General features: G+C 58.0%; 24 protein-coding genes and 1 riboswitch. Of the genes, 5 read left to right on the forward strand and 19 right to left on the reverse strand.

Going from position 1 to position 22677, the window contains the following annotated elements; genetic code table 11:
* Positions 1 to 213 precede the first annotated feature (213 nt).
* The 8 genes from H7848_RS15815 to H7848_RS15850 are packed head-to-tail and all read right to left on the reverse strand — an operon-like array spanning position 214 to position 9424.
* Positions 214 to 594: a VOC family protein gene (locus H7848_RS15815; RefSeq protein ID WP_208353380.1), complete on the reverse strand. Its 381-nt coding sequence runs from the start codon at positions 592 to 594 to the stop codon at positions 214 to 216.
* On the reverse strand, positions 591 to 1847 hold the full coding sequence (locus H7848_RS15820) for a multidrug effflux MFS transporter (RefSeq protein WP_208353382.1): 1257 nt from the start codon (positions 1845 to 1847) through the stop codon (positions 591 to 593). The genes H7848_RS15815 and H7848_RS15820 overlap by 4 nt, the downstream gene beginning before the upstream one ends.
* Positions 1844 to 3073 (reverse strand): MFS transporter, encoded by a 1230-nt coding sequence (locus H7848_RS15825; protein ID WP_237072799.1) that lies wholly within the window; start codon positions 3071 to 3073, stop codon positions 1844 to 1846. The genes H7848_RS15820 and H7848_RS15825 overlap by 4 nt, the downstream gene beginning before the upstream one ends.
* Positions 3066 to 3824 carry a TauD/TfdA dioxygenase family protein gene (locus H7848_RS15830; RefSeq protein ID WP_208353386.1) on the reverse strand — a complete coding sequence of 253 codons (759 nt, stop codon included), beginning with the start codon at positions 3822 to 3824 and terminating at the stop codon, positions 3066 to 3068. The genes H7848_RS15825 and H7848_RS15830 overlap by 8 nt, the downstream gene beginning before the upstream one ends.
* Positions 3821 to 4504: an HAD family hydrolase gene (locus H7848_RS15835; RefSeq protein WP_208353388.1), complete on the reverse strand. Its 684-nt coding sequence runs from the start codon at positions 4502 to 4504 to the stop codon at positions 3821 to 3823. Before H7848_RS15835 ends, H7848_RS15830 begins: the two co-directional genes overlap by 4 nt.
* A gap of 17 nt (positions 4505 to 4521) precedes the next feature.
* Positions 4522 to 5184 (reverse strand): DUF2461 domain-containing protein, encoded by a 663-nt coding sequence (locus H7848_RS15840; protein ID WP_208353390.1) that lies wholly within the window; start codon positions 5182 to 5184, stop codon positions 4522 to 4524.
* A gap of 4 nt (positions 5185 to 5188) precedes the next feature.
* Complete coding sequence (locus H7848_RS15845) at positions 5189 to 8350, reverse strand: efflux RND transporter permease subunit (RefSeq protein ID WP_208353392.1); 3162 nt, start codon at positions 8348 to 8350, stop codon at positions 5189 to 5191.
* Between the two features lie 3 nt (positions 8351 to 8353).
* The gene (locus tag H7848_RS15850; protein WP_208353395.1) at positions 8354 to 9424 is read right to left on the reverse strand and encodes an efflux RND transporter periplasmic adaptor subunit; all 1071 of its coding nucleotides are present in this window, start codon (positions 9422 to 9424) and stop codon (positions 8354 to 8356) included.
* 82 nt (positions 9425 to 9506) lie between these two features.
* Between H7848_RS15850 and H7848_RS15855 the strand changes: the two genes are divergently transcribed.
* Positions 9507 to 10130: a TetR/AcrR family transcriptional regulator gene (locus tag H7848_RS15855; protein WP_208353398.1), complete on the forward strand. Its 624-nt coding sequence runs from the start codon at positions 9507 to 9509 to the stop codon at positions 10128 to 10130.
* A 424-nt stretch (positions 10131 to 10554) separates the two neighbouring features.
* Here the strand turns inward: H7848_RS15855 and H7848_RS15860 are convergent, their stop codons facing one another.
* On the reverse strand, positions 10555 to 10824 hold the full coding sequence (locus tag H7848_RS15860; RefSeq protein WP_208353449.1) for a hypothetical protein: 270 nt from the start codon (positions 10822 to 10824) through the stop codon (positions 10555 to 10557).
* Positions 10825 to 10833: 9 nt separating this feature from the next.
* Here H7848_RS15860 and H7848_RS15865 point away from each other — a divergent pair, with 9 nt between their 5' ends.
* Genes H7848_RS15865 through H7848_RS15875 form a run of 3 tightly spaced genes read left to right on the forward strand, consistent with a single transcriptional unit; the run spans position 10834 to position 13705 of the window.
* Positions 10834 to 11646 (forward strand): MbnP family copper-binding protein, encoded by an 813-nt coding sequence (locus tag H7848_RS15865; protein WP_237072797.1) that lies wholly within the window; start codon positions 10834 to 10836, stop codon positions 11644 to 11646.
* Positions 11647 to 11648: 2 nt separating this feature from the next.
* Entirely contained in the window at positions 11649 to 12878 is a 1230-nt protein-coding gene (locus tag H7848_RS15870) for a methanobactin export MATE transporter MbnM (protein ID WP_208353400.1), read from the forward strand.
* Positions 12875 to 13705: a copper uptake system-associated protein gene (locus H7848_RS15875; RefSeq protein ID WP_208353402.1), complete on the forward strand. Its 831-nt coding sequence runs from the start codon at positions 12875 to 12877 to the stop codon at positions 13703 to 13705. The genes H7848_RS15870 and H7848_RS15875 overlap by 4 nt, the downstream gene beginning before the upstream one ends.
* 8 nt (positions 13706 to 13713) lie before the next feature.
* Here H7848_RS15875 and cobF read toward each other — a convergent pair whose 3' ends face one another.
* The 7 genes from cobF to cbiE all read right to left on the reverse strand — a co-directional run bounded on the left by cobF (position 13714) and on the right by cbiE (position 19834).
* Positions 13714 to 14472, reverse strand: a complete 759-nt coding sequence (gene cobF / locus H7848_RS15880; RefSeq protein ID WP_208353403.1) for a precorrin-6A synthase (deacetylating) — start codon at positions 14470 to 14472, stop codon at positions 13714 to 13716.
* 51 nt (positions 14473 to 14523) lie between these two features.
* Positions 14524 to 15201, reverse strand: coding sequence for an energy-coupling factor ABC transporter permease (locus H7848_RS15885; protein WP_208353405.1), 678 nt, complete (start codon positions 15199 to 15201; stop codon positions 14524 to 14526).
* 50 nt (positions 15202 to 15251) lie between these two features.
* A riboswitch (cobalamin riboswitch) is annotated at positions 15252 to 15438 on the reverse strand.
* 21 nt (positions 15439 to 15459) lie between these two features.
* Positions 15460 to 16179 (reverse strand): uroporphyrinogen-III C-methyltransferase, encoded by a 720-nt coding sequence (cobA, locus tag H7848_RS15890; protein WP_208353407.1) that lies wholly within the window; start codon positions 16177 to 16179, stop codon positions 15460 to 15462.
* On the reverse strand, positions 16176 to 17489 hold the full coding sequence (locus tag H7848_RS15895; protein ID WP_208353409.1) for a cobyrinic acid a,c-diamide synthase CobB: 1314 nt from the start codon (positions 17487 to 17489) through the stop codon (positions 16176 to 16178). The genes cobA and H7848_RS15895 overlap by 4 nt, the downstream gene beginning before the upstream one ends.
* The gene (gene cobM, locus H7848_RS15900; RefSeq protein ID WP_208353411.1) at positions 17482 to 18276 is read right to left on the reverse strand and encodes a precorrin-4 C(11)-methyltransferase; all 795 of its coding nucleotides are present in this window, start codon (positions 18274 to 18276) and stop codon (positions 17482 to 17484) included. The genes H7848_RS15895 and cobM overlap by 8 nt, the downstream gene beginning before the upstream one ends.
* Positions 18273 to 18635 (reverse strand): cobalamin biosynthesis protein, encoded by a 363-nt coding sequence (locus tag H7848_RS15905; protein ID WP_208353414.1) that lies wholly within the window; start codon positions 18633 to 18635, stop codon positions 18273 to 18275. Before H7848_RS15905 ends, cobM begins: the two co-directional genes overlap by 4 nt.
* Complete coding sequence (cbiE, locus tag H7848_RS15910) at positions 18632 to 19834, reverse strand: precorrin-6y C5,15-methyltransferase (decarboxylating) subunit CbiE (protein WP_208353415.1); 1203 nt, start codon at positions 19832 to 19834, stop codon at positions 18632 to 18634. Before cbiE ends, H7848_RS15905 begins: the two co-directional genes overlap by 4 nt.
* On the opposite strand from cbiE, the gene H7848_RS15915 reads away from it, so the two are divergent.
* Positions 19833 to 20588: a cobalt-precorrin-6A reductase gene (locus tag H7848_RS15915; protein WP_208353447.1), complete on the forward strand. Its 756-nt coding sequence runs from the start codon at positions 19833 to 19835 to the stop codon at positions 20586 to 20588. The genes cbiE and H7848_RS15915 overlap by 2 nt on opposite strands.
* Here the strand turns inward: H7848_RS15915 and cobJ are convergent.
* Genes cobJ through H7848_RS15930 form a run of 3 tightly spaced genes read right to left on the reverse strand, consistent with a single transcriptional unit; the run spans position 20561 to position 22676 of the window.
* On the reverse strand, positions 20561 to 21313 hold the full coding sequence (cobJ, locus tag H7848_RS15920) for a precorrin-3B C(17)-methyltransferase (protein WP_208353417.1): 753 nt from the start codon (positions 21311 to 21313) through the stop codon (positions 20561 to 20563). The two genes, H7848_RS15915 and cobJ, sit on opposite strands and share 28 nt — an antisense overlap.
* Positions 21310 to 22050 (reverse strand): precorrin-2 C(20)-methyltransferase, encoded by a 741-nt coding sequence (locus H7848_RS15925; RefSeq protein WP_174139980.1) that lies wholly within the window; start codon positions 22048 to 22050, stop codon positions 21310 to 21312. The genes cobJ and H7848_RS15925 overlap by 4 nt, the downstream gene beginning before the upstream one ends.
* Positions 22047 to 22676, reverse strand: a complete 630-nt coding sequence (locus H7848_RS15930) for a precorrin-8X methylmutase (RefSeq protein ID WP_208353419.1) — start codon at positions 22674 to 22676, stop codon at positions 22047 to 22049. Before H7848_RS15930 ends, H7848_RS15925 begins: the two co-directional genes overlap by 4 nt.
* Position 22677 lies beyond the last annotated feature (1 nt).

Genomic DNA, 22677 nt, shown 5'->3' on the forward strand with positions numbered 1-22677 from the left:
TGTCGAACACCATCCGCACGGCCCTTGCTCGTGTCTCAGGTGAATAGCGGTTCGCTCTGTTGTCTTTTCCCATGGCTCCAATCCTTCCTCGATTTGGAGCCTCCGGAAAACCCGGAGCGGTTCATTGATCCATTTCGACGAACAGGTCCAAGCGCGGTGGGCCGTGATTTTCATCCAAGACGTCTGAGAGACAGTGGACTGCAATGCTGTCACTCACTCCGCCATTGTGAACGCATTCAGCTTATTGCCATCAAGATCCCGGAAGTAGCAGACGTAGTAAGGCTCACCTTCGCGCATGCCCGGCGCGCCTTCGTCAGCTCCCCCGAGCGACAACGCTTTCTTGTGAATGCGGTCGACTTCTTCCCGGCTTTTGGCATGAAGAGCGACCATCACCCCGTTGCCGACTGTTGCGGCATCTCCATTGTACGGTTTGATGATGCTGATTCCGCCAGCGCCATCGGGCGGACCCCATGCAATAAATCCTGCCTCTTCGGACCCAGCAATGCGCTCGGTCCCCATCTCTGCGGCAAGAGCATCATAAAACGGTGCTCCCTTGGACAAATCGTTTGTTCCTAAAGTTACATATCCAATCATTGCGTATTCCTTTCGGTTTTGGGATCTTTTTGGTCATTGGCGACTGTGATGGCGCTTGCGACCAACGCTGCGAAAGCGATGGCACCGATCATCATCAAGTATGAGCCGTCGAACATCAGACTGAGGAGGCCGGCGGCACTACCACCAATCAGCATTTGAAGCGCGCCAATCAGAGACGAGGCGAGCCCAGAGGCTGTGTTGAAATGTTCCAAAGCAAACACGGTCGCTGTTGGCAGTATCAGCCCCAATCCAAAGAGCACCACGGACATGCCGCCGACTGCTACTGGCATCGAAACATCCAAAACGGCCGCCAACACGCTCATCCCGACACTTGCGATGAGAAAGACACTTTTCCCCAGCATCAGAACCCGAAGTCCACCAAGCTTTCCCTGCAATGGACCGCCCAGAGCGGCCCCAAAGATGAACCCAAGGGCGTTGGCGCCGAAGGCAATGCCGAAGCCAGTCGGCGAAAGGCCGAATTGCTCAATGTAGACGAACGGTGCTGTTGTGATCAGGACCGAGAAGCAAACAAAGGCCATGGAGCTGATAAGCGTTGGTCGCATGAAGCGGCCATCGGTCAGGATTGTCTGTGTTCTGACGATTAGTGTTTCTTCGTGTGATAGTTGAAGTCGTTGAGGCGTCGTCGTCTCCGGTAGCCGCCGTACGCAAACGAAGAACGCAACCGTCGTGAAGCTGGCTAGCACCCAAAAAATCGCCCGCCAACCACCGATCAATAAAACGCCGCTTCCTGCCAGCGGCGCAAGCATCGGGGACACGGCTGTGACGATCGACATGATACCGATCAGCTTCGTGGCCCGTGCACCGGTATAGAGATCGATTGTGATGGCACGAGGTAAAACGACCATGCTGCCTGCCGCGAGCGCCTGAATAAACCGCGCGATCAGGAGCGTCTCTATGTTGGATGCCAGACCACACATCACGCTGGCAAGGCCAAAGGCGGCTACGCTTACCAATAAAACCGGACGTCGCCCGTAGTGGTCGCTCAATGGCCCACCGATCAGCTGAGAAAGCCCCAGACCAAAAAAGAACACTACAAGCGTTAGCTGCGCCGCCTGGGTTGATGCCGCCAGATCATCTGCCAATCGTGGGAGCGTTGGCAGATACATATCGGTGGCCATCAGACTGAGCATCGAAAGCGCACTCAGGATCGCAGCAACCGTAAAGAACGCGGGGACGGGCATGGTTCCGGCGATGCGCGGCGTATTTCCGTCTTTCAGTAAGGATGCTTTCATTGATTGGCCTTTGCCCAGGTAAGAATTGCTGATGTGAAGACGACCAGCCCGCTCGCAGCGAGAACGGCCAGAAATGCTTCGGCACCTATGACGTCCATGGCCGCGCCAGTGGTCACGGGTCCGGTCGCCGATCCGATCTGATAAAGGATGAGGAAGGCTGCACTCGCCATCGCGAGCTCGTCCCTCCGAAACACTTGCCCCAGTAGTGTAAGGGACAACCCGTAGAGCGTGAGTACGAAACCGCCGATCCCGAATGCAAAGATGTAGACGAGCGAGCCCACGGCAAAATGCATCGAGAACGATAATCCGAAGAGGCAAAGACCAATCACCGCAAGCCCAAGTGTTCGATCAACGACATCTGCCAGCGCCCCAAGACACAGCTGGATTATGATCCCACCAATGACACAGACAGTAAGGAGGCGGAGCGCTGCGGTTTCCGCAAGGCCGGTCGCAAGGCCCCAGTTTGGCAACAAAGCAAATATGCAAGCCTCGGTAAAGCCAGCGGCAAAGGCGGCCACGGCAATGGCCGGAGCTGTTTTGGCGGCGGACCAGATGCCGCTGTTTTCGTGCACGTCGATTGTCGGCGCGTGTTTTGCGACAAATAGAAATGGGATGACAGCCAGCCCCAAGGCTCCGAGTGCGACGCCAAATGGCGTAAATCCCTCGATCCCGACAGTTTCCAGCATGATCGGTCCGGCTGCAAAACCTGCGAAGAGGCAGATCACATAGCCTGCGATGACACGCCCGCGCGATGTCTCTTTCGCGACCGAGTTGACCCACACATCACCAACGAGCCAAGGCAAAGCCAATCCTGTTCCCACGACGAACCGCGCGGCGATCCAGACGGCGACCGACGGGAACAGATACATGCTCAACAACGCGAGGCCACCAATGGCGCAACCAAGGAACATTGCCTTGATCGCTCCGAGTTTTCGCGCGACCTGGGGCAGGAACGGCATGAGCAAAAGAACCGCCAGCGGGGCCATCGCGCTGGAGAGACCAACCTGCCAATCGGGCGCGCCCCAGCTTGCAAAGGTGAGCGAGACCAGAGGAAAGGTGATGCCGAGCGTCAGACCGATGCCAAGCATATGGATCATGACCGCAGCGAGGCTCATCCGCCTTTGACGCGTGGTCAGGTCATGTGCGGATGCGTCTGAGACGATCCACTCTGCATCGACGATCTCATCGTCTGCGTGCACAAGCCGGGACGCAGGGTTATCAGACATCACAGCGAGCTCCGACAGGTGCCTCACCCTGGACCATCCCACGGTAGAGCGTCCGGTCACCGATCACTGCGCTGTGGTCAGCCGCGTGCATCGTGCACCTTTTGTCCCAGAATAGCAGGTCCCAGGCAGACCAGATATTCATAGAGCTTGTGGCGCGGGCGATGGACATCTCATAGAGGTCTGCAATTCGATCTGATGCATCTTCGCCGTCGCACAGTCGGAGTGCGACGCATCGCGCTGGCGTGGTCAGGAAAAGGGATTTACGCCCTGTTTCGAGATGGGTGCGAACCAAAGGATGCCAGCATTCTGTCTCACTGCCTTCGGTCGGCTCGATACCGCTGACGCCGTGCAAAATCTCTGCGCCTTCGAACAAGGATTTGTCTTCCAGCGACAAGAGGTCATAGGCGGAATACTGGTCGCGGAAAAGTGTGGCGCCACCTTTCTGCGGCACGTCCACCGCCATTAGCCCAGTGATGGACGGAGGGCGCGAGACGTAGGTGGTGTCCGAGTGAAACACGCTTTTGGGCGGTGCCGTTCTTCCAACATTAGTGACCAGATTTGAATCTTCTGACCCCTGAACCGGGGTCTCTCCGGCGGTGAACATCAGCTCTCCAAACCCACGCAGGAAGGCGATGAAGTCCTGAGCGGAGATCGGGGTGTTGCGTACAACGGCGACGCCATGATGAACGACCTCGTCACGTATTGCATCGGCAGCAAATGGCACCTGTTTTACGTCACGCGCGCCCGTCATGTAGGCTTCTCCACGTGCGTGCCGTCGAGAACCGCGCGAACGGTGTCAGCCAGATCAGGTGTGCAAACGATGTCTGCGTTGGAGTAGTCATGATCGCCAGTGTTCGCGCCGGGATAGGCGACCACGAAGCACCCAGCGGCATTCGCTGAGGCGACACCGGCGGCGTTGTCTTCGATGACCAGTGTGTCCGCGGCATCAAGGTCCAACCTCTTGACCACCGAAACATAGATGTCACGGGCTGGCTTTTGCGGATGGCCCTCATTCGCCGAGGTCGCGTGGTCGAATGTATGGGACGCGTCTTTCGCGATGAGAGCCTCGACGCGCGCAACGCTGCGCGCATCCGTGGAAGAGACTAAAGCCGTCGCCATGCTCCTTGCCCTGGCGAGTTCGAGCGCTGCTACGACACCTTCACGTGGTGAGAGCGGCCGCTCATCCATGAGGGTTTGGAATATCTCGGTCTTGGTTGCATGGATTGCCGCAGCATCAACCTCCTGACCGAGGGTTTGCGCATAGTCAGAAATGCGCTGAGCCCCGCCCGACGCCACAAGTGCGTCACGGTATGACTCGCGGTCCCAGTGCCAATCCAGACCGTGGTTTTGGAAAGCTGTGTTAAAGGCTTCGCGCTGGAGCTCAGATGTCTCCACAACTGCGCCGATTGATCCAAAGAAGAGAGCTTTCATGGGGTATCCTTAAGTCGTCAAAGATGTTGATCGAAAAGCGACCAAACAGGCATGAGATCGTTCACGGTCTGGTTGAACGATGAGAGAAAAGACCGTTCGCGCCAATCCTCTGCGAACGGTTGAGTGATGACGAGACCCTTGCGCCGGATCAGACCGCCATGGGGGTGATCGGCCTCATAGGGCTTGGGAACACGTTTGAGCGGTGCTGCACCGTAGTCGGAAATTTGACCGCCGCGTTTGGTCACCGCATCTAGTCTCTCGCAAACAAGAGCGCCCCATTTATCGATGAAGGCGCGGTACCGTCGTAGGTCTTCGCCACCAAGCGAGATGACACCAACGCTAAGCGACAGCTCTTCTGCGCCACAGGCAAAGAACCAGCTGGCGCAAAGCTTATCCTGATCCGATTGAGACCACAGGATATGAAGCCAGGGATTGTAGGGTGATTTATCTTTCGAAAAGCGCACGTCGCGGTAGATGCGGTAGACTTTCGGCAAATGTGGTTGCCTGGTGATCCGGCTCAGGTCTTCTGCCGCCAGGTCTGCAAAGAACTCCGCAGGCTTGCGGATATCATCTACGTAGTCTTGCTTTCGCGGCTCGAACCACGCCTTTTCGTTGTTGGCCGCAAGCCCCCGAAAAAAGGGGCGTGCGGCATCGATCATATGTTCAAAACCATCTACCATTTGATCACTCTGCAGCGATCTTCAGGGCGTCGGTATCGCCTTCAGGCTCTTTTGGCGTCTCCGCGGGCCGCTTGCGCAACCACCCACGTGTTGTCTTGCCTTCGGCTTTGGCCTTGGCAGCTTTCTCTTCACGGCGCTCTTTCCTGAGATACGTGTGATAGAGCGCTGGAACGCCGATCAGTGTCAGCACAGAGGCAAAGCCCAACCCGGCCATGATGGCCACGGCCATTGAGGCAAAGAACGCATCATTCAACAGCGGCACCATACCGAGGATCGTGGTGGCTGCGGCCAGGACGACCGGGCGCAGACGGCTGACCGAGGCCGTGACGATGGCTTGCGACTGTGGCAGGCCTTCCTCCTCCTTTTGGGCGTCGATCTCCTCGACGAGGACGATGGCGTTCTTGATGAGCATGCCAGACAAGCTCAGCAATCCCAGCAGGGCAGTGAAGCTGAAGGGCAGGTTGGTGAACAACAGACCCAGACCCACGCCGGTGACCGCCATCGGAACAACGGTCCAGATCACAGCAGTCTGGCGCAATTTACCAAACAGCAGAAGCGTGATGAGGAACATGGTGCCGAAGGCCAGCGGCATCTGGCGGCCAAGGCTCGCCTGCGCGGTGCTGGCGCTTTCGAACTCACCACCCCACTCCATGCGGTAACCGGGGGGGAGGTCCATTGCCTCGATGGCAGCACGCACTTCGACAAAGGCCTGCGGGGGTAGAACGTCTGGGACTGTAAAGGCTTGTACGCTGATGGTCGGCGTCCGGTCGCGGCGTTGAATGAGTGTATCGCGTGGAACAACGTCAAACCCGTCTACCACCTGCGCAAGGCTGGTGTAGTTCTGCGACGACGGCGCATAGATCGGCTGGTCCAGCAGGTAGTCGGCGCTGGCCTGTTCGCCACGCGGCGTGCGGATAAGAACAGGGATTTGTCTGTCGTTCTCACGGAACGTGCCCACGCGCAGACCGTCGGTCGCCAACGCGATGGCCTGGGACACATCCGCCCGACTGATGCCGAGCGCTTGCGCGCGGTCCGTGGCGAAGATCGGCTGTGTCGTCAGCTCCTGCTCACGCCAATCGGTGCGTTCGATGGTCAGCAGATCGGTTTGCTGCTCGAAGATGTTCTGGGCCTCCTGCGCCAGTTTGCGCAGCACCTGCGGATCGGGGCCGGACAGGCGCACCTCGACATCCGCACCCACCGGCGGGCCATAGATGATCTGTTGCACGCGGGTCTCGGCCCAGGGCACGGCCGTCGCAGCATAGTCGCTTAAGGCGTCTCTCAAGTCCGGAATGGCGGTATGGTCTGCCACGCGAATAATCAGTTGGCCGTAAGATGGATTTGGGTCTTCCGGAGTGTAGGTGAGCAGGAACCGGGTCATGCTGGCACCGATCGTTGCCGTGACCGCCTCAACCGATGGCTGTTCCAACAGCCAGTCTTCCAGCACGGCAAGGTCTTCGCTGGTCGACGCGATGGATGTTCCCTGTGCCGCATTGTAGTTCAGATAGACCAGCGGTGTGGTCGCAGGCGGGAAGAACTGTTGTTTGACCAATCCCATCGACCCGACGCCGGCGACGGTGGCGCCAATCAGTCCGATGATGACAAGCCAACGCACGCGAAGTGCGCCGCGCACCACCGCGCCGTATCCTCGGAAAAAAAGTGTATCGTAGGGGTCTTTCGACCCTTCGGAGGTCTCTGTGCGGAAGAAATAGCTGGCTAGCAAAGGGGTGACCGTCACCGCCAGAAGCCATGACAAAAGCAGCGAGATGCTGATCACGGCAAAGAGCGTGAACAGGAACTCACCCGAGCTATCCGGGCTGAGGCCGATCCCGGCGAACGCCATGATACCAATGATTGTCGCCCCTAGCAGCGGGATCTGCGTCCGGCGCGCGACCTCGGCCGCGGCGTCAATGGCTTTGCGCCCACGCCGCATCTGCACCTGCATCCCTTCAGCGACCACGATTGCATTGTCGACCAGCATGCCCATGGCGATGATCAGCGCGCCCAGGCTGATGCGCTCAACTTTGATGTCAAAGAGATACATGAAAAAGAATGTGAAGCTGACGGTGAGCAGGAGCGAGCCGCCCACGACGATGGATGCCCTCCACCCCATGAACAGGGCCAGAACGGCGATCACGACGCCAACGGACATCGCGAGACTGCCAAGGAAATCCTTGTTGGCCGTGTCGACAACGCGGTGTTGTTCGTAAATCGGCTCAAGCGTCACGCCTGCGGGCAGCAGCGGTGTGATCTCGGCAAGACGTTCTTCGACACGCTGTCCGACAGTCACGATATTCTCGGACGTCAGGCCAGCAACGCCGATGGTAAACGCCTCGACGCCATTGTGCCGGATCATTTGGCGGGGGGCATCGATCCTTCCACGAGTGACATCGGCCAGGTCCGTAAGGTTCAGCACCTCCCCTCGAAACCCGAAGGTCAGCGCGCTGATCTCAGAGACGCTGTTATCGGGGGCCGGCGCGGTGATGCGAACATCCGCGCGCTCATTGTCTGCTGTGCCTGTCGGAACGATCTGGTCTGCGGACGACACTGCACCAACGATGACGCCCGGTGGCACGCCAAGCGCGGTCAGAATCTCGCTCGAAGGTTCGACAAAAATAGCCTCTTCCGGCAGGCCAAGTGTTTGGGCGTTTGCCACACCGTCGACTGTCAGCAATTCGCGGCGCAGAAACGTCGCAATGTCCCAGATGGTCGCATCGTCATAGCCCGGGGCCGAGACCGCATAGAGCAGTCCGAACACATCGCCGAAGCTGTCATTGACCGTCGGGGGCAGGGCACCGGTGGGCAGCGCCCCCTGCGCATCCGCTACGCGGTCGCGCATGTCATCCCAAACCTGCGGTAATTCATCGCCGCCGAACGTGTCCCGAATTGTGACTTCGATCACGGACACGCCCGGACGGTTGGTCGAGGTGATGTAATCCACCTCATCCATCTGCTGTATCTCGGCTTCCAGCACCTCGGACACTTCGATGGCGACTTCCGCCGCCGTTGCTCCGGGGTAGGGGGTGATTACCAGCCCGGACTTAAGCGTAAAGACGGGATCTTCGAGCTTGCCGACGCCGAGATATCCTGCGGCACCACCGAACAGGCAAAACAGGATCAGAAGCCAGGTATAGAGCGGTTTTTGGATGGACAAGCGTGCGATCTGCATGGGTTAGCTTCCTTCCACAGTCAGGCCAACAAACCGCTTCAGCGGCATATCTTCATCGATAAGATGTGCGCCAATGCGGACGATTTCGTTGCCGGGTGCGAGGCCTCGCACCTGAAACGTCGTGCCATTGGTGCTGGTGACATCGACAGGCTGATAGCGCGCGATCAGTCCCCCTTTTTGGTTTTCCTGCACAAGAACGACGACCTGCGCGCCATCAGGCCGGGTCGCGATGGCACTTGCGGGGATTACGATCGTATCCTGTGCTGCTTCAACGCTGGCAGAGACGACGATTGTCCGTCCGGGGAGTAGGAATGGAGACTGCTCCGTTTCAGCGGCGAGAGAGACCGTGTAACTCTGCCCCACACGGCCGGTCTCAGCGCGAAACTCGCGGAACGTCAGATCAATTGGGCTGTCGCTATTGGCCAGTGCACCTTCGAACCGAATAGCCGAGAGGTCACCGATCTGCGACAGCACGCGCTCGGGCAGGTCAAATTCGACGCGCACTTCGGACATGTTGTGAATGCGCAGGATGGGCTGACCAGGTTGGATGGTTGAAAACGGGGTCGCGATCCGGTCGGCGATCAGGCCGTCGAAAGGTGCTGAGATTTGCGCATCGGCCAAGGCTTCGCGCGCCTCTCGCAAGGCAACGTCTGCGAGATCCCGCGATGTCTCGGCGTCCTGTGCGCGCACTTCAGAGCTCACATTGCGAGAGGCGAGTTCAGCTGCTCGCACCCTGTCACGCTCGGCTTGCGCCAAGGCGAGCTCGGCTCGCTCCACAGCCCGTTCGAAAGGTGCCAGATCAAGAGCCGCGATTGGCGTGCCAGCGGAAACGCGACTGCCTTCCTGGGCCTCGATCTCGGTCAGATAGCCGCCCACTTCGAATGAGATGTCTACGGTTTCCAATGCCGCGATCTGGCCAAAAAACTGACGCGTGCTTGTGCCACTGCCTTCGGGAACGACATAGGTCTGCACGAAGATCGCTTGCACATCGTCTGTCTCTGCAACCTCGACCAAATCTTGCGCAAATGCGAAACAGGGAAGACAGATCGCCGTGGCAAATAATTTTGTTTTCAACCATTCTTGTCCCATCACACAGCACTCCTATCTGATAACCGACCGTTCGGTAGGCTAGTTAGGCGGGGGATAGAGGACGTCAATGGACACAGTCGAAAAAAATCAGTCGGGCGACCGGCAGGCAGAGATCATTCGGATCAGTACCGATCTATTTCTCAAGAACGGGTTTTCCGGCACGTCGATGAGCAAGATCGCCAATGCCTGCGACATTACAAAGGCAAGCCTCTACCACCATTTTTCTGGCAAAGAGGACTTGTTCATTGCGTGCGTGACCGATGGTTATAAGGAGGCGCTCGTCGCGCTGGAGGAAATTCTCGCCGACACCAGCCAGAGCCCGGAAACCCAGCTACGACTGGCGTTGGACACGCTCTACAGCACGATTGTCGGATCGCCTGTTGGTCAGATGTCGCCGCTTATTGCAGAGGTTTCGCGTGCTTTCCCGTCAGTCGCGCGGTCCTTTCACTCGGACTACATCGAACCTCAAGAAGCGCTTATGTGGCAGTTGATCGACCGGGGGATTGATCAGGGTGCCTTTAAGGACGTCGATAAAAAGGTGCTCAGTCATCTTATCTTTGGACCGATCGTGACGCTGTCCATGTCGCGCGAAATGTTCGCCAGTTTTGAAGATCTGGATGATCACTTCCCAATCTCCCATTTGCAAAACGGGCACGCAAAAATCATTTTGGGACTGCTGGAGGCAGATTAGGTGGGACAAAGGATCAGTCCGGATGACGAAACGGTCATCAGTCCAGATGCAGACTTCAAGGACAACGAAGCTGCTTTCGAACTAATAAACAGCCGCATTGAAACCCGCCGTGTCGGCTGAATTTCTGTGATCAAACTTGGCTCAAGACGTGTCGAACAACTCATGGCACAGATGGATACTAAATTGACTGTTGAAGAGACGCTAGATTTCTATTCTGTGAGCCAGACTTTTCGAATTTGATCCGTCTTTCATCGCCACGATCACCATCGGCTAAGCGAGATCTGCGTAGGGATGATGGTCATTTTCGCAGTATAGGGAAGGTCAGCTCGGCGGGACCAACCTGTCATTAGAAATCACCGCCCGAAGGTTCGCTCAACCTAATGGCCGCCCAATATGGGCGGCCATTAAGATGGTTTTCCCGTTTCTATTCTGCCGGTATAGGTTTCCATCTCGTACTGCGGATGCCGATGACGATGAGCAGCGCGACGACAAGGCCTGCTATACCGATCAGTGCATTTGCTGACCCAAGAGCGGCGAGACCTTGCACGTCGATCACCTTGCCGCCGATCAACGCACCGAGTCCGATTCCGACCTGAGCGATGGTCACGCTTAGTGCAGATGCAAACTCTTGCGCTTCAGGAGCTTCCTTCCTGACACGCAGCTGGTTGCCGCTACGCCCGCCTTTGCGGATCAACCCGTTACCTTGAATTTCGCGGCTGAACTTGGTGGCACACCCTTTAGCTGCACAGAAACGTATAATGGGCTGGGCACCGCTGATAGCCCCATTCAGGTGCTGGACTATCGCATGTTCGTTTCGAATGTCGCATTGATCACCGAAGATGGCGCAACCGTTCCGCTGGAATTGGAACAGGATCGCCGGTGGCAGGTCGAAACGATCGCTTTGCTCGATTTCGAAGATGGCACTGGGTCTTGCACGAATGGCACCGCCGAGACGAATATGACCGTGCGCGGAACAGTGCCAGAGGGCAATTATACCGGCCTGCGCTTTAATATAGGTGTTCCCTTCGATTGGAACCATGGCGACCCAACCCTTGCACCATCACCGCTGAACTTGACCGCGATGTTCTGGAACTGGCGAGGGGGCTACAAATTCATCAAGTTTGAAACGACGCCGGTTTCTGCGGACGGCATGAACATGGCACAAGACATGCATACCGAAGGGGCGCATGGTCATAGTGCTGCGAGCGGATGGTTTTTGCATCTTGGCTCGACGATGTGCCAATCCAATTCCAGAACGGATCCCCCCGAAAGCCCCTGCGCCAATCTGAATGTCATGACGGTTGCGTTTGACGCATTCAACGCATTACGTCAGCAAATTGTCATCGATCCCGCGCCTGTTATTGCGGCATCCGATCTAACGATGAATACACCCGAGACCAGCCCCGGATGCATGTCATTTCCGAATGATGCTGACTGTGCGACTGTACTGCCGAAACTCGGGCTGCCCTTCAATGATATCAGTGCCGAGGCACAACGCTTGGTCGCGGTGCGCTGAACATGCGACGCCTTATCGCCCTTGGTGCGGCCATTTTGGCCGTACCGCTTTTGTTTGTTGTTGTGCTGGACCGCCCCAAAACGGATACCGGATCAGAGCTGATACTGGATCACCTTGGCTATCGCTGGAACATGCCAGCCTGGATGGCGCCGCCACCCGTTCCGGACGATAATCCGATGAGTGTCGCCAAGGTCGATCTGGGGCGACATTTGTTCTATGATGCGCGGCTATCGGCGGATCAGACGGTTTCCTGTGCATCCTGCCATGAACAGGAATTGGCCTTTACAGATGGCCGGGTCCTATCGCGCGGTGTCTTGAACACGCCCGCCCGCAAGAATGCCCCAAGCATTGCCAATGCGGGTTATAACCCTGCTTTGACATGGGCCAATCCCCATACGGGAACACTTGAGTTTCAAGCGCTTTTTCCTTTGTTTGGGACAGAACCTGTCGAAATGGGTATGTCCGGGCGCGAACAAGAACTGTTTGCGCGGCTGGCAAGTGATCCCTACTACACGGATGCGTTCAAAGCGGCCTTTCCGGAACGTGAGGGGCAGATTGATCTGTTTTCGATCACACGCGCCCTTGGGGCTTTTCAGCGTAGCATTATTTCGGCAAACAGCCCTTATGATCAGTTCAAATACGGCGGCGATCCGGACGCCTTATCCGAGGCCGCAAAACGGGGCGAACAGCTGTTTTTCGACCACCGGTTCGAATGCTATCATTGCTATATGGGGGTCATGTTCAACGACAACATGCAAACGGCACGGTCACCCTTTGCCGAGACAGCTTACCACAACACCGGTCTTTATAATATCGGCGGCACGGGCGCGTATCCCCCACATCAGGGTGGGCTGGTTGAGTTCACTGGGCGCAGAGAGGATATAGGCAAACTCCGCACACCGTCATTGCGCAACATGGCGCTGACCGCGCCTTATATGCACGATGGGTCCATTGGAACACTGCGTGAGGTGATTGAGCATTATGCAGCTGGTGGCCGTACGATCATTGACGGTCCATATGCCGGTGTTGGTGCGGCGCATCCCAACAAAAGCGGGTTGTTGATCAGGTTTGAAGCCACAGACCGCGAAATCGATGATCTGATCGCCTTTCTGGAAAGCCTGACCGATGAAAGCCTGCTGACCAATCCAGACTATGCCGATCCATGGCCCAACGGGCATTCCGCAACTGTAAACCGCGTGATGCCATCTGACACAAAAGGACTGATACAATGATACGGATCTTGACCTTCATCCTGTCCCTTGCCTTTGCGACACCAGTTTTCGCCCACGGTTATGGTGCCGACGACCTGATCGTGGCACATCCATATAGTTTCCCGACCTCTGCAACAGCACAAACGGGGATTGGCTATCTGACCATCATGAACAACGGGTCCGAGCCGGACCGGCTGATTGAGGTCAGATCACCGTTCCCCCGCGCAACATTGCATGAAACCGTCATGGAAAACAACATCGCCAGAATGATCGGCAGCGATGGTTTCGATATCCCGCCCTTAAGCACAGTCAAACTGGAACCGGGCGGCAAGCACATCATGTTCATGGGGCTTAATGGGGACCCTTTTGAGGTTGGTGAGAAATTCACGGTAACGCTTGTTGTTGAACGCGCGGGCGAAGTTGAGGTCGAATTTTGGGTCGAGGAACGGAATGGAAGCGGGCAAGAGATTGATCATTCTCACCACGATCATTCCAGTGTTGATCCTGATATCTCCAACGACCGCAGCCTGATCCGGTCAACACTACAAGATCAAATCGCAGCACATCTTGATCTGGCCGCAGTGGCTGTGATCGACGATGTTGCCGTTGCGGGCTGGACTGCCGGTCAAACCGGTGGTCGGGCATTCCTGCGCAGGTCGGGGGATAACTGGCAGGTCACACTTCTGTCGGGGTCCACACTTGCAACATCCGCAGGAATACAGGCGGGGGGTCTGTCCCCTCGGGTCGCTTCGTCTTTATTGGCCCAACTGAACGAAGCCGAAGCATCGCTTGCGGTGGAAACTGTGGAAAAGCTGGATCACTTCAAAGGGACGGTGATTGTCCAATAGAAAGACCTTTAGGGCTCGAGTTGGCCCATCATCGGTCTTAGTATGTACGTGTCCATGATCCAACCATGGTCCTCACGCGCAGCGTTGCGTATTTTAACAATATTCTGGCAGACATCATCCAAAGCGCCCGACATCAGAAGCTGTTGCGGCATTCCAAGGTATGCGCCCCACCAGATGTGCAGATCCTGCCCCAGAAACTGTTGAAAAGCGCAGGTTCCGTCCAGCATGACGGCAACGGTTGTGTCGTTTGCGGGAAAACCTTCGTCGCCTAGACGCCGCCCTGTCGTGACGATGATTTCGCCCCCCAAGGTATTCAACGGGATAGCATGGGCCGCCGTCAGCGCTTGCAGGGACGTAATACCAGGGATAACCGTGATTGGCGGTATTGGCTTAAGCCGCGCAGCAATACGCAAGGTGCTGTCATAAAGCGATGGATCCCCCCAGACCAGCAGGGCGATCTTTTGGGCCGGGGGATGTTCCGCGATTTTCGCGGCCCAGATTTGGGCGATTTCGTCATGCCAGGCAGTGACGGCCTCAAGGTAAGGTTGGTCTTGGCCACGCCTGGGCATGTCAAAATAAGTGATCACATGGTCGGCGTCTGAACGAATGCCAGCGACAATTTGATGACGCAGATCAGCCAGATCAGATTTTCCGTCCCCCTTGCGGGGCACAAGGATCAGATCAGCTTCGGCAATGGTTTTATGGGCCTGACGCGTCAGATGGTGAGGGTTTCCTGTGCCGATGCCTACAAGAAATAACTGGGTCATTTTGCCAAAAACGGGCGATACAAAGATCGCCCGCCTAGAGTTATTGCAATCTTAAGCAGGATGATGCAGCCGTTGTGTGAAAACACCACTTTTGCTGAAGCGCCGCAAACCTTTAGCACCTGCTAAAACACCCAGATCAGCAATGGGTTCGATCAGAACGACCAGCATATAGGCCGCACCAAAGCTGGCGACCGCAGTCAGGTTTTCAGCGCCAACACCCTGGCCGTAGATCGCCCAGAATGCCACCCAAGCCACAACGCCACCCTGATAAACCACAGACATTTTCAGAACCTGTATATAGTTCAGATCGACATAAGCCGTATGCGCAGGCACGATGCGTTTGACCAAGGCATCGACGACAAACAGTGGAAACAGCAGGGTTGTGATATTCACGAAATACATTGGCAGGTCAGATGGCGCAAAGAAGGCGCCCTGAACAGCCAGACCGGCCGCCAGTCCAAAGGATGCTGGGCCAGCCCCAAGGATCAGGAACAGCGTTGTTCCCAGGATAAAATGCACCTCGGATATACCGACGGGGAAGTGCGGCAGGACCTCAAAAAAGATGAAAACCCCGATTGTCGCGATAATCGCGCGGATTGCGAATGACCCGATTGAGTGTGTTTTCAGATCATCAGCGCTGAGTTTCAGCGAGTATCCGGCGGCAGCGGCCGCTGTGCCATAGGCAAATATCATCTTAGCGCCGTCAACGACGCCTGGTTCGATGTGCATGATATCGTCTCCTTGTCGCCCACCCGGCGACTGTTGGTGCCGGTGCCCCGGCGATTGCATTTTTGATGGCAGGTCTCCTGACTTGCGGATCATCGCGGTGACCGAACCTTCCCAACCCCAAAGGCCAGTGGCTTTAATCGGTCCGCTTCCCGTTCACAGTTGCGGGGGCAGTCCGGGGTTTACACCCGGTTCCCTTTTAGGTGACAGAACGTCACCACCATCACATTAACTTTTTCAGGATTTGACCTGTCGGGCAAGTCAAATATCGGCCAGTGACCCGTAGAGGATCAGTGCCGGTTTATCGCCCACGTCCTGCGCAATTCTTGCAGCAAGACCGGTGACTGTGTCGCGGTACAGGGTCTGATCCGGCAGACTGACGTTTTCGGCCAGCAAAGCGGGCGTATCATGGGCCATGCCGTGACTGATAAGCATGTTCACGAGCTTGGGAAAAGTGCGCTTGCCCATGAAAACCACCGTCGTCGCGTTTGCGTCGGCAAGGGCAGACAGGTTCAGGTCATCAGGCAGCGCGCCGGTGACGTCGTGCCCTGTCACAAACTGAACCCGCCGCGCGGTCAGGCGTCGGGTCAGTGGAATGCCGGCAGCAGCTGCAGCCGCACAGGCTGATGGGATACCCGGAATGATCTCATAAGAAATGCTGGCGGCGTTGAGGGCTGTCAGTTCTTCCTCAAGCCGTCCAAACGTACCACCGTCGCCGGATTTCAGACGCACGACGCGCTGCTTTTCACGGGCGTAATCCACCAGCAAACGGCTGACGTGGTCTTGTTTTGGTGAAAGTCGCCCGGCGCGCTTGCCAACACCCACCAGATCGGCACCGGTACGCACATGGGCAAGGATCGGACCTGCGGACAGATCATCAAACAGCACAGCATCGGCCTGTTTCAGGCGATCCACGGCCTTCAGCGTCAGAAGCTCTGGGTCGCCGGGGCCAGAGCCAACAAAGCTGACAAACCCTGTCACGGGGCCTCCTGCGCGATCAGGTGAAAGAACGTGCCGCTGACCGTGCCGCGGCGGGATCCGGTTTCAGCGGCGGAATTACCATCGGCATCAAAGACTTGGGCTAAAGGGGCATCGGGCTGTTCGATGATGGTTGAATAGTGGAATTCATGTCCACGCAAAGCGGTCCCCGCTTGAAAACCTGGCAGTGGCGCCGACAGAACGGCGCGGCGATAGCCCAGATGGAACTTGCGCTTTTCATAACTGGTCACAAGGCCCAGCAAGCCTGCCATCTGATGCGCTAGCCCGTCCTTGTCGATCATGGTTTCGCCCAACGCCATATATCCCCCGCATTCCCCATGGACTGGCTTGGTTTCCGCATGTTTGCGCAAAGCGGTGCGGAACTGGTCGGCGGTCGCCAAAGTGCCCGCATGTAGTTCGGGATAGCCGCCGGGCAACCAGACCAGATCGGCAGACGGATCAGGGGCCTGATCAGCCAAGGGCGAAAATGGCAGGATTTCAGCACCAGCGGCCCGCCAACCCTCGATCAGGTGGGGGTAGGTAAAGGAAAACGCAGCATCCCGCGCCAGTGCAATGCGTTGTGCCGGGGGCTTAGGCAGGTCGCCCTGTGCTGTGGTTTCGACGGATGCGGCCGCAGCCTTAAGCGCAGACAGATCGACATGATCCCGCAGGAATGTGGCGTACCCGGCAATGGCGGCCTCAAGATCAGGATGCTCGACCGCTTGGATCAACCCAAGATGCCGTTCCGGCAGTTTCAGATCACCACGCCTAGGTAAAGCGCCCAGAACGGGCAAGCCCGCACGCTCCATCCCAAGACGCGTCAGGCGTTCGTGTCGGGGGCTAGCGACGCGGTTCAGGATCACACCGGCAAAGGGCAGATCAGGCAGATAGCGGGCAAAGCCAAGGGCCGTCGCCGCCGCTGATTGCGCCTGTCCGCTGACGTCGATCACCAGAACCACGGGCCACCCCATGCGCGCCGCGGTCTCGGCGCTGGATCCAAAGCCCACCTGGCCACGCGTTGCCACCCCGTCGAACAGACCCATGGAGCCCTCAGCCACGATCATATCAGCGCCAGCCGCCTGTTTCGAAACGGCCGCCAGCAACGTGTCATCCATGGCCCATGTGTCCATGTTGAAAGATGCGCGACCAGTCGCGGCCAGATGAAAGGCCGGGTCAATGTAATCAGGCCCACTTTTATAGGGCTGCACGGTCAAACCGTCATCCACCAGCGCCCGCAGAAGACCCAGCATCACAGTCGTCTTGCCGGTGCCCGAGGCAGGGGCTGATATCATAAGCCCGGGGGGATTAGTCATCGCCGTGGCTCCACCCGACCCAGGGGCTTTCTGCGGATTGCGGGCGATAGCGGCGATCGTAATCGGCGGCATAAAGGCAGCTTTCCGCAAAATCGCTGGCCTCAAGCGCAGGACCGACAAGGATCAGAGCGGTGCGTTTTATGTCGGGATCAAGTACCTGTTCCACTGTCTCAAGCGTCGCGCGTTGGATGCGTTCATCCGACCAGCTGGCGCGATAGATGACCGCGACAGGGCAGTCGGCGCCGTAAGCGGGCGTCAGGTCCAAGACGACCTGCGCAACATTCCCAATCGACAGATGAATGGCCAGTGTTGCGCCCGTGGCCGCAAAGTTTTGCAGGGTTTCGCTCGCTGGCATCGAAGATGCGCGACCAGGCGTCCGTGTCAGCACGACGGACTGTGCGACACCCGGCAGCGTTAATTCGGCTCCAAGCGCAGCAGCAGCGGCGGCGAATGACGGCACGCCGGGCGTGACTGTAAACGGGATATCCAGCGCCTTTAGTCGCCGTAATTGTTCACCCATAGCGGACCAGACCGACAGATCACCGGAATGAAGCCGTGCGATGTCTTTCCCGGCAGTATGGGCGTTCTGCACCTCAGCAATGATCGCATCAAGGTCCATGGATGCTGTGTTGATGATCCGCGTGCCTTCCGGGCAATGGGCCAGAACTGCCTCGGGCACCAGCGAGCCTGCATAAAGGCAGACGGGGCATGCGGCGATCAGATCGCGTCCCCGCAGGGTCAGTAAATCCGGTGCACCGGGACCGGCACCGATAAAATGAACCGTCATATGGGTCCTCCGATAGCGATGGCGCAGGTGGCCATCCGGTCGTCTGAAATATGTCTTGGCCCCACCAATCGCGCATCCGGGCCTGCCGCAGCAAGGGCTGCTGCTTCGGCCACGCTGCCCGTGCCCCAAGCTAGATCGGATGCTTTGGACTGCGTTGGTGTATGCTGTGTGCTCAGCTCTGCAGGCGATACGGAAATCAGCGATACGTTCAATGTCTTTGCCAAAGGGCGCAAGCCGTCCAGTTTATCTGCGATGGTCGCAACCGCGTCTGGCCTGTGGTCTCGCGACGCTTTGGTCAGTGCGTTTTGCAGACTGGCCGATGACGCCGCCGCGCGAAATCCGAACCCTGCGATAATCATAGGGTAACACTCCATTGCACAACAGGATAGGCGGTCTGCCAGCCGCGCTTTGCCCCAAGCGGCCCGGCGCGCGACAGTTCGACCCGCAAGAGGGTGCCGCCCAGTTTGGCCTGCCAATAGGTTAACAACGCCTCAGCCTCAAGCGTCACAGCGTTTGCCACCAAACGCGTGCCGGGGAGCAGCGTTTCTTGCAGATGCTGCAGTAATGCCTCGGACAATCCGCCGCCAATGAACACAGCATCGGGCGCAGGCAGGTCGCCCAGGGCCTCAGGCGCCGTTCCTGTGATAACCTGCAACCGGTCCACACCCAGGGTGTTGGCGTTGGTCCTTATCCGTTCCGCCCCATCGGATTGTGCCTCAATCGCGATGGCCTCGGTCGTTGGATCAGATAACAGCCATTCGATGGCAATGGACCCCGAGCCGCTGCCGATATCCCACAGTCGCTCATACTTGCGCGGGGCAAGGGCGGACAGGGTCACGGCGCGCATGGGGGCCTTCGTGATCTGGCCGTCGTGGTCGAAAAAATCGTCTGGCAAACCAGAGGTTTTTGGCAGCGCCCTACCTTTGCCCATCACCGTCAGTGCGACACACACCGGGTGGGAAAACGCATGCTTCGATAGTGCATCGGCCCGGGTGTCTGTCCGGTTTTCCCGCGGACCGCCAAGTGCCTCAAACACCGTTAGAGCGCTGTCACCAAGGCCTTGATTGGTCAGATACGCGCCCAGATCGTGAACCGCTTGGCCATCACGCAAAAGAACGATCAGCCGCGCGTCAGGCGCAAGATGGGGACGCAGGCGTGAAAACGGGGCTGCATGCAGACCAAAACAGGTTGTCTGTTCCAGTGGCCAGCCCATCCGTGCAGTGGTCAGGGAAAAGCTGGAAGGTCCGGGAAAAGCACACCATTCGTGCGCTTGCAGATCGCGGGTGATCACGCTGCCCGCCCCGAACCAGAACGGGTCGCCCGAGGCCAGGACGGCAACAGGCGTGCCGCGCAGCCTCAACAGTTCAGGGATGCCATCCGCAAACGGCACTGGCCAGCTGATCCGGCGGGTTTTACCATCGTCCGGCAGCAGGTTAAGGTGGCGTGGTGGCCCCATGATGACGTCAGCTTCGGACAGAGCGGCTTGACTTGCGGGCGAAAGGCCCTCAGTTCCATCCTCGCCCAAACCAATAAGTGTGAGCCACGGCATGTCAGACATCGCGCCCAACCTTCTGATCCTCGGCGGCACGACCGAGGCGACGGCCCTGTCGGGTGCTGTGCATCAGGCAGGGCTGCGCGCCGTGATCTCGTTCGCCGGTCGTGTGGAACGCCCGGTGCGTCAGCCGATTGACCGTCGGATCGGGGGGTTTGGGGGGGTGGAGGGTTTGGTCAGTTACCTTCAGGATCAGCGGGTCACACATGTTATCGATGCCACCCATCCTTTTGCCGCGCAGATGAGCCGAAATGCCATTGCCGCCTGTGCCCAAACTGGCATGCCGCTGATCGCGCTGACCCGCGCACCATGGACGCCAGTTGCCGGTGATCGCTGGCAGAGCGTGCCGGATATCCCCGCAGCCTGTGCCGCATTGCAAGGCCCCGCCCGGCGCGTGATGCTGGCCGTTGGACGGATGCATCTGGCCGAATTCGCGCCCAATCCGCAGCATTTCTACCTGCTGCGCCTTGTCGATGCGCCAGCCTCGCCCCCGCCGTTTCCGGACCACCACGTCATCGTCTCGCGCGGGCCGTTTACCACGGCGGATGACAAAGCCCTGATGCAAAGGTTTGAGATTGACTGTGTTCTGTCGAAAAACGCGGGCGGAAAAGGCGCCTATGCCAAGATTGAAGCCGCGCGTGAGTTGGGCCTGCCGGTGACTATGATCGACCGGCCAGATATCCCACCCAGGCATGAAGTTTTCAGTGTGCAGGATGTGCTGGATTGGGTCGCTCATACCGGCACCGATCGTGGGGTGTAGACCAGTGGAGGGCCATCCCTTGTAATGATCTTTGTCTGCGATGATCCGACGATGACCATCGTGCGCATATCGGCCATGTGTGGCTGCGCCTGCGATAATGGTACGACGCGAAGCTCTTCGTCGGCTGTCGAGATCGCATGCCCGAAGATCACGGGTCGATCGTCCGTACAGGCTTCACGCAGGATATCGAGGGCACGCGCAAACCCCTCTGGCCGGGTCTTTGAACGCGGATTATAAAACGCCATCGCAAAATCCGCCTGCACCGCCAGACGAAGCCGCTGTTCGATCAAAGACCACGGCTTTAGGTTATCCGACAGATTAATTGCGCAGAAATCATGGCCCAAAGGCGCACCTGCACGGGCGGCGGCGGCGAGCATAGCGGTGATGCCAGGCAGAATGCGGATATCCAGATTGCGCCAATCGGGTGGGCCGTGATCGACGGCCTCAAGCACCGCGGCGGCCATAGCAAAAACGCCTGGATCACCGGATGACACGACGACAACGCGCTTGTCTTCCGCAGCCATCTGCAGCGCATGGCGGGATCGGTCGATCTCAACCCGGTTGTCGCTGGCATGCAATGCCAGACCCGGCCGTTCGGCGATGCGGGCGACATAGGGGATGTAACCCACAACATCTGTCGCCTCAGCCAGAATCTGCGTGACCTCGGGCGTCACAAGCGCTTCAGACCCAGGTCCCAGACCCACAACAGCGACCCAACCGCTCATGGTCTGCGTCCCTGGCCGTGCACGACAATGATCGAGAAATAGGGGGTCACTTTGCTCTCGGCACCAGCCAAAGGCGTGACCGTCTGGTTCGGCATCGTGGCATATTCAATCAGCCAGGCGTCATTGTAACGACCAGAGTCATGCAAGGCATCACGGACCTTGTCGATATTTCGACCGATTTTCATAATGACCAGAGCGTCAGCGGCCTGCATATGCCGGATCAGATCATCCTTGGGCAATGTCCCCATCAGAACGGTCATCACATCATCGCCCCAGGTGACGGGCACCCCGGTCGCAGTCCAGGCGCCAGACATGCCGGTGATGGCGGGTACAACCTGAATCGGCGTTTTGCCGTTTAGCCGTGTATAAAGATGCATGAACGAGCCATAGAAAAACGGGTCTCCTTCACACAGAACGACTACATCCTCACCGGCCTCTGCCAGGCTTTGCAGCCGCGTAGTGCAGTCGACGTAAAAAGTTGAAAGGCAGGCGTTATAGGCCGGATCGTGCAGGGGAATCTCTGTCGTGACCGGGTATTCCATTGGTATCTCGACCGCATCGGGTGACAGCATGTCATTGACAATCCGGCGCGCCTGACCTGGGCGTCCAGCTTTACGGAAATAGGCAACATGGCGGGCTGTACGCACAAGGCGATCCGCCCTGACGCTTATCAAATCGGGATCACCGGGGCCTAGCCCCACGCCATAGATGGTGCCTGTTGTGACCTGGCGGTTCATTCAATGGGACTCGCGATGGCATTCAAAGCAGCGACGGTGATAGCGCTGCCCCCAAGCCGCCCCTGAACGATGCAGCATGGAACGGGTTGCGCGGCCCACAGCGCGTCTTTGCTTTCAACGGCACCCACAAAGCCGACGGGACAACCAATGATGGCCGCCGGACGGGGGCAATCGGGGTCCTCCAGCATGTTGAGCAGATGAAAAAGCGCGGTGGGGGCATTGCCGATAGCAACCACAGCCCCTGCAAGGTGGGGCCGCCAAAGCTCAAGTGCTGCGGCAGAGCGTGTGTTGCCCATCTGCGCTGCCAGATCGCGCACGCCGTCGTCGTGCAAGGTGCAGATAATCGCGTTGTCCGCGGGCAATCGGGGTCGCGTGATACCTTCGCTGACCATCCGAGCGTCACATAAGATCGGCGCGCCCGCTTCCAGAGCCTGACGCGCGGTTGTGGCAAAGCCCGGCGAAAAGCGAATGTGTTTTTCCAGCCCTACCATCCCGGCCGCATGGATCATGCGTACAGCGACCTTTTCTTCCTGCGGTCCAAACCCGGCCAGATCGGCCTCGGCCCGGATGGTGGCAAAAGACTGGCGATAGATGGCGGCGCCGTCGGTTTCATAGGTGTAGGGCATC

This window comes from Pseudaestuariivita rosea (assembly GCF_017592335.1).
Classification (GTDB): domain Bacteria; phylum Pseudomonadota; class Alphaproteobacteria; order Rhodobacterales; family Rhodobacteraceae; genus Parasulfitobacter; species Parasulfitobacter rosea.